The sequence below is a fragment of the Pseudomonas sp. SB113 genome, from assembly GCF_040754745.1.
Classification (GTDB): domain Bacteria; phylum Pseudomonadota; class Gammaproteobacteria; order Pseudomonadales; family Pseudomonadaceae; genus Aquipseudomonas; species Aquipseudomonas grimontii.
Window position 1 is genome coordinate 1 of sequence record NZ_JBFMHW010000118.1, and the last position, 489, is coordinate 489.

The following is a 489-nucleotide window of genomic DNA, read 5'->3' on the forward strand; positions in this document are numbered from 1 at the left end:
GCTATGCCGTCGAAGGCGGCGTGAACCTCTGGGAAAAGCCATCGACCGACGAAGCGGTTTGAAGCACTGATCGGGCGCGGAATTGCAACAGAGCGTTCCGCGCCGGCCTATTTTCCGGCATCGCGTAGATACTCGATGAGGCTCGCAATATCCTCTTTCGATTTGAGGCCGGAAAAGGCCATCTTCGTGCCGGGCACCCGCGCTTTCGGTGCGAGCAGATAGTCGGAAAGCGTTGCCTCGTCCCATACGAGGCCCGCTTCTCCGGCAGCTTTCATCGCCGCTGAGTATTTATAGTCTTCGAGACTGCCGGCCTTTCTACCGATGATCCTGACAAGATGCGGACCGACCTTGTTGACGGGTGCGTCGAGCGAATGACAGGCACTGCATTTCTTGAAAATCGTAGCGCCATCCTGCGCCACAACTCCTGTGCTGAACGCCATAACCACGCAAGCGGCCAATAAAATTCTCCGCATGGACGCGGTTCTCCAT

The 489-nt window shown here is 57.1% G+C and carries 1 protein-coding gene; it reads right to left on the reverse strand.

The features are described from left to right. Positions 1 to 107: 107 nt before the first annotated feature. Positions 108 to 489 (reverse strand): cytochrome c family protein (locus AB1462_RS31740; RefSeq protein ID WP_367249038.1); only part of this gene is annotated, 382 nt, incomplete at its 5' end.